The organism is Arthrobacter sp. 9E16 (assembly GCF_002929435.1).
GTDB classification, from domain to species: domain Bacteria; phylum Actinomycetota; class Actinomycetes; order Actinomycetales; family Micrococcaceae; genus Arthrobacter_B; species Arthrobacter_B sunyaminii.
This window is the reverse complement of record NZ_PJIU01000005.1, coordinates 136,684-142,843: the sequence shown is the minus strand read 5'-3', so window position 1 is coordinate 142,843 and position 6,160 is coordinate 136,684. Positions and strand designations below refer to the sequence as shown.

5 protein-coding genes are annotated in these 6,160 nt (G+C 66.2%); all 5 read left to right on the top strand.

The features are described 5' to 3' along the window. The coding region (locus CXR00_RS17320; RefSeq protein ID WP_146068534.1) for an MFS transporter at positions 1–846 on the top strand (846 nt) is incomplete at its 5' end. A 321-nt stretch (positions 847–1,167) separates the two neighbouring features. Then, positions 1,168–2,115 (top strand): nucleoside hydrolase, encoded by a 948-nt coding sequence (locus CXR00_RS17315; protein ID WP_104056185.1) that lies wholly within the window; start codon positions 1,168–1,170, stop codon positions 2,113–2,115. A 38-nt stretch (positions 2,116–2,153) separates the two neighbouring features. Continuing rightward, the gene (locus tag CXR00_RS17310; RefSeq protein WP_104056240.1) at positions 2,154–3,542 is read left to right on the top strand and encodes an MFS transporter; all 1,389 of its coding nucleotides are present in this window, start codon (positions 2,154–2,156) and stop codon (positions 3,540–3,542) included. A 49-nt stretch (positions 3,543–3,591) separates the two neighbouring features. Continuing rightward, positions 3,592–4,506 carry a ribokinase gene (locus CXR00_RS17305; RefSeq protein ID WP_104056183.1) on the top strand — a complete coding sequence of 305 codons (915 nt, stop codon included), beginning with the start codon at positions 3,592–3,594 and terminating at the stop codon, positions 4,504–4,506. A 118-nt stretch (positions 4,507–4,624) separates the two neighbouring features. Beyond that, positions 4,625–6,160 carry an ATP-binding protein gene (locus tag CXR00_RS17300; protein WP_104056182.1) on the top strand — a complete coding sequence of 512 codons (1,536 nt, stop codon included), beginning with the start codon at positions 4,625–4,627 and terminating at the stop codon, positions 6,158–6,160.

Sequence of the window (6,160 nt, the reverse complement as noted above, 5' to 3'; positions counted from 1 at the left end):
GTGGGCACCCTGCTGACCGCCTTCAACGAGGCCGGCAAGCTGGCGGACGCCAACTGGCCGCTGGTCATCGGCCTCATGGTCATCGCCGCCATTGCCTTCACCGTGTTCTGGAAGGTTGAAAACCGCACCGAGCAGCCGTTGATAGCCACCCGTCTGCTGAAGCAGCGTTCCACCTGGGCGCTGCTGCTGACCACCGTACTGACCATGACCGGCGTCTTTGCCGTCATGAACGGCATCATTCCCGCCCTGGCGCAGGACGGCGTCGTCGGGTTCGGCATGGGTGCCGAGGATTCTGCCTGGTGGACCATTACCCCTTATGCCCTCGCCGGACTGGTGATCGGACCCTTCGCCGGACGCCTCGCGGGCAGCTGGGGCTACGCAAAGGTGCTGCGGATCGGCACCATCGGCTCCGTCATTGCGCTGGCCCTGATGCTCCTGATCGTCGGCAGCGATTCCCAGCTGGGCCTGCTGGGCGTCTCGGTGCTGATCGGCATCACCTACGCCGGCATCGGCAACGTCATGCTCAGCGGCCTGGGCGTGTTGCTGTCCCCCAAGGAGAACCCCGGCTTCCTGCCGGGGCTGAACGCCGGTGCGTTCAACCTGGGCGCCGGCCTCAGCTTCGCCGTGATCTACGCGGCCAAAACGGCCACTACAGCAGTGGACGGGTCGGGGACCGAGGGCTACTACGGAGGCATCATTGCCGGCCTGGTCATCCTGGTGCTGGCCCTGGCCGCATCCTTCCTGATCCCCAAACCTGCAACGCCGGAAGCCGGCGCCAGCCCTGAAGCAGCCGCAGAAACAGATCGGCTCGCCAACGCCGAACCTGCCGAACCTGCCCTTCGCTGACTGCTGCAGCGCAAAGGTTAGGGCCTGCCCCGAACACAGGCAAATTGGCCGCGGGTCCGGCGGGACGGGACAGCAACATCAGGAAATAGAGGCCTAAAAACGCCGCTATCTTTAATGCAGTGCCCCCTCCCGTCAAGGGAAAGTGCTGCCCTTCGAACGGTTTCCCGGTCAACGCCTGAACCCGTTCCGCAGCGCGCCGCACTCCGCCGTGGCCTCCTCCCGCACCGCATTGTTGCGCCTGCTGAACGGACCGCCCAGGCGGGGCACTGCACCACGGGGACTCCGGTCCCCCAGCGAGAACCTCAACGAAGCGGAGATGCAATGCCCCACAAAATCATCCTGGACTGCGATCCCGGCCATGATGATGCGGTCGCCCTGCTGCTGGCACACGGCAGCCCGGAGATCGAGCTTCTGGCGGTGACCACCGTCGTCGGAAACCAGACTTTAGAGAAGGTGACGCGCAACGCGCTGGCGATTGCCCGTGTTGCAAATATCACAGGTGTTCCCTTCGCTGCGGGCAGCCCGCGGCCCCTGGTCCGCACCATCGAAAACGCACCGGACATCCACGGAGAGTCCGGCATGGACGGCCCTGAGCTCCCCGAGCCTGCCATCGACCTGGATCCGCGGCACGCCGTGGACCTCATCATCGACACGGTCATGTCCCATGACCCCGGCACCGTCACCCTGGTGCCCACCGGCGGACTGACCAACATTGCACTGGCAGTGCGCAAGGAACCGCGCATTGCCGAGCGCGTGAAGGAAGTTGTCCTCATGGGCGGCGGCTACCACGTGGGCAACTGGTCTGCGGTGGCCGAATTCAACATCAAGATTGATCCCGAAGCCGCGCATATCGTCTTCAACGAAAAGTGGCCGCTGACCATGGTCGGCCTGGACCTCACGCATCAGGCCCTGGCCACGGACGAGGTTGCCAACCGCATCGCCGCGGTGGGCACCAAGCCCGCCAAGTTCGTCGGGGAACTCCTCGAATTCTTCGGCCAGGCCTATAAGGACAATCAGGGTTTTGATTTCCCGCCTGTCCATGACCCCTGCGCCGTCGCCTACGTCATCGACCCCTCGGTCATGACCACCCGGCGTGTTCCGCTGGATGTCGAACTGACCGGCACCCTGACCCTGGGCATGACGGTGGCGGATTTCCGTGCACCGGCGCCCGCTGACTGCAACACCTCCGTGGCTGTTGACCTGGATCACCAGAAATTCTGGGACCTGGTTGTCGACGCCCTGGAGCGAATTGGTGAGGTAGACCTGTGAGCGAAACAACCCAGCGCCGCGTCAATGTGGCCGCCCTGATGACGGCCCTGCTGGCTGCCTGTGTGGCCTTCCAGCTCAACGCTTCCATGCTCTCCCCCGCTTTGGTGAAGATCGAGGAGGAACTCAACACCACCTCCGCTGCCGTGGGTCTGACCCAGACGGCGTTCTTCACCGCCGCTGCCCTCTTCTCACTGTTCCTTCCGCGGCTCGGTGACATCATCGGCCGCAAAAAGGTCCTGAGCGGCATGCTGGTGGTCCTCACCATCGGTTCCGTGGTGGCCGCACTGGCACCCAGCATCGAGGTCCTGTTCATCGCCCGCCTGATCCAGGGCGTCTCGGGACCTGTGGTGCCCCTGACCCTGATCATGCTGCGCGTGGAAATTCGTGACGCCAAGCTCTACGGCACCCTGATGGGTGTCATCACGGCTGTCAACGGCGGCATCGCCGGCGTTGACGCCATTGCCGGCGGTTATCTGGCTGAAAACCACGGCTTCGCGTCGGTGTTCTGGGCAATGGCCGCCGTGGGCGCCGTGGCGACCGCGCTCCTGCTGTTCCTGGCGCCGGAATCCCGGGCCGAGAAGAAGGAAAAGATGGACTGGGTGGGCGTGGTTCCCCTGGTCATCTCCGTGGGCACCCTGCTGACCGCCTTCAACGAGGCCGGCAAGCTGGCGGACGCCAACTGGCCGCTGGTCATCGGCCTCATGGTCATCGCCGCCATTGCCTTCGCGGTGTTCTGGAAGGTTGAAAACCGCACCGAAGAGCCGCTGGTGGCCACCTATCTGCTGAAGCAGCGTTCCACCTGGGCGCTGCTGCTGACCACGCTGCTGACCATGACCGGTGTCTTTGCCGTCATGAACGGCATCATTCCCGCTCTGGCGCAGGACGGCGTCGTCGGGTTCGGCATGGGCGCCGAAGAGTCAGCCTGGTGGACGCTCACCCCGTACGCCATCGCCGGGCTGGTCATGGGCCCGATCGCCGGCCGCCTGGCCGCCACCTGGGGTTACGGCAAGATGCTGCGGACCGGCATGATCGGCTCAGTGATTGCGCTGGCCCTGATGCTCCTGGTCGTCGGCAGCGATTCCAAACTGGGCCTGTTGGGCGTCTCGGTGCTGATCGGCATCACCTACGCCGGCATCGGCAACATCATGCTCAACGGCCTGGGCATTGTGCTTTCCCCCAAGGAGAACCCCGGCTTCCTGCCGGGCTTGAACGCCGGTGCGTTCAACCTGGGCGCCGGGCTCAGCTTCGCCGTGATCTACGCTGTAAAGACTGCCACCACGGCTGCGGACGGATCCGGAACTGAGGGCTACTACGGCGGTCTCATCGCCGGTCTGGTCATTTTGGTGCTGGCATTGGCCACGTCCTTCCTGATCCCGAAGCCGGCCAACGCCGAAGTGGAAACCACTGCTGAGAAAGCCGTCCGGTAAGCACAGTCCGCCTCACCCGCCTGATCCGCCCCAAAGGAGAACGTCCCGCATGTCCGCCGGAAAAGTTGTAGTTGTAGGGTCGCTCAACGCTGACCTAACCGTCCGCACCGACCGCTTCCCGCAGCCCGGGGAAACCCTCAACGGCTCGGAACTGGTCATTGTTCCAGGCGGAAAGAGCGCCAACCAGGCTGCTGCAGCGGCCATCTTGGGTGCCGACGTTCGACTGTTCGGCGCCGTGGGAGCCGACGGACACGGGGATCTGCTGCTGAAGGCCGCGGCCGCTGCCGGCGTTGACGCCTCCCGCGTCCTGCGCCGCACGGACACGGCAACCGGCACGGCCATGATTGTGGTGGACGCTGCCGGGGAAAACACCATCATCGTTTCCCCGGGCGCCAACGGCACCGTCACCGGCGCTGAGCTGCCGGAGAACCTGTTCGACGACGCCGCAGTCCTTACGCTGAGCCTGGAGGTTCCGCTTGACGCGGTCACTGCTGCGGCACGCGCAGGGCACGACGCCGGCGCGCAGGTCCTGCTGAACCTCTCCCCGTACCGGGAGGTCCCGGCCGAGCTGCTCGCACTCACCGATGTCCTGCTGCTCAACACCCACGAAGCGGCGCTGGTCACCGGTCTTACTGATCCGGCCGCCGACTGGGAAGCGGTCATCGCTGTCCTGGGACAGCTCGGCGTGCGGCGCACCATCATCACGCTCGGCGGGGACGGCGCCGTCGTACTGGACGGCACAGCCCAGGGAGCGGATCGCGTGGTCTCCGTGGCACCCACCCGTGTCACCGCAGTGGACACCACCGGCTGCGGCGATGCTTTCACCGCGGCTACCGCAGCGCGGCTTGCCGCCGGGGATTCGCTGGTGGAGGCTGCGACTTTCGCGGCTCGGGCCGGTGCATTGGCCGCCACCCGCGAGGGTGCGCAGTCCTCATACTCGGCACTGGCGGAACTGGTGGGCTAAGGCTCAGTCCCCCACCGCAAAACGACGACGGCGCTTCTCTACCCGGGAGGCGCCGTCGTCGTCTGCTGCCAGGCTCTGGTCTCCTGTTAGGCAGCGTCTCCTGTTAGGCTCTGGCCGCATGGATGAAAAACTGGGGGAATTCCTCCGCAACTTCACCCGTGCCGTCGATCTGGCACAGGCGCACCGGGACGAAACTCCGGGACGTGTCCGTCTCTTGGACGTCCTGACCTCACATCTGGGCATGTCCGCCTCGGACCTTCCCATCCTGGCCCAGGACTTTCCGGTCCATCGTTTCGCGGACCTGGACATCGCCGTCGAGAAGATCTCCGGGCAGGATCCGATGGCACGGCTGATCGGCGTGGGCGGCGGGCAGCAGCGTCACCACCTATCCCTGTCGGACCTTGTGCAGCAGGAGTACGGTCCCGTGACCGTGGGCCAGCCTGATTTCGTCAATCTCGCCGTCGGTCCGGACAGCACCCGCGAGGTGCTGGCACTGGGACTGCGGCTTTTTGTCTACGAAGGGGTTCCGCTGGCGGTGCTGCAGCGCGCAGCCAACCCGCAATATGGACGCAACGGGACCGACATTGCCGTGCTGGCCCCGGAGCGGGAAGCCGCGGCCCGCTTCCTGACGGCGGTCCAGGAGGATCTGCGGACCAACAGCATTCTGCGTGGACAGGTCGTGTCCTTCGCCTTTGACCCCTACGGCCAACAGGGCGCCGGCGTCACGTTCCTGCCCCGCCCCTCGCTTCCCGCAGACGAAGTCATCCTGCCCGACGGCGTGCTGGACCGGGTGGGCCGGCATGTCCTGGGCATCGCTGCCAACCGGGAGGTGCTCCGCGAACACGGGCAGCATCTCAAGCGCGGCGTCCTGCTGTACGGCCCGCCCGGCACCGGCAAAACCCATACCGTCCGCCACCTGCTCAGTGCCAGCGAGGGCACGACGGCGGTGCTGCTCGCCGGGAGTTCGCTGCACGCGGTGGGAGAAGCGGCCCGTCTGGCCCGTGCCATGGCGCCGTCCATGGTGATTCTTGAGGATATTGATCTGGTGGCCGAGGACCGGGACATGGGCAACGGCCCCCAGCCCCTGCTCTTTGAAGTCCTCGACGCCCTGGACGGGCTGGATGCCGACGCCGATGTCGTCTTCCTCATGACCACCAACCGGGCGGAAGCCCTGGAACGGGCGCTCGTGCAGCGGCCCGGGCGGGTGGACCTCGCCGTCGAAATTCCGCTGCCCGATGCCGGAAACCGGGTACGGCTGCTGGAACTCTACGCCCCGGCCGGAGTGTTTTCCGAAGCTGCGCTGCAGGCTGCCGCGGACCAGTCCGAGGGCGCCACCGCGTCCTTCGCACGGGAGCTGATCCGGCGGGCAGTACTGGTTGCCGTGGATGCCGGCGAGCAGCCCGGTGACAAGCACTTGGCCGCCGCCGTTCGGGAACTCCTGGGCCAGGGCGAGACATTGACGCGGAGCCTGCTGGGCGCCGGAGGCGCTTCTGCCGGCCCGGATTCTGCCGGGGTTTCTGACGGCGGGGTTTCTGACGGCGCCGGGCTGCTGCCGGACGGGCAGGAACCCCACCCCGGGGTCAGCGTGGGTTACAGCTTTGGCCGGGTCGGCCAGGGCGGGGCCAGATATGTCCCGCTGCCGCGGGCCACATGA

Bases quoted from the DNA above. Each gene is read 5' to 3' on its own strand.
- CXR00_RS17315 (WP_104056185.1), top strand. From the start codon at position 1,168: ATGCCCCACAAAATCATCCTGGACTGCGATCCCGGCCATGATGATGCG.
- CXR00_RS17310 (WP_104056240.1), top strand. From the start codon at position 2,154: ATGACGGCCCTGCTGGCTGCCTGTGTGGCCTTCCAGCTCAACGCTTCC.
- CXR00_RS17305 (WP_104056183.1), top strand. From the start codon at position 3,592: ATGTCCGCCGGAAAAGTTGTAGTTGTAGGGTCGCTCAACGCTGACCTA.
- CXR00_RS17300 (WP_104056182.1), top strand. From the start codon at position 4,625: ATGGATGAAAAACTGGGGGAATTCCTCCGCAACTTCACCCGTGCCGTC.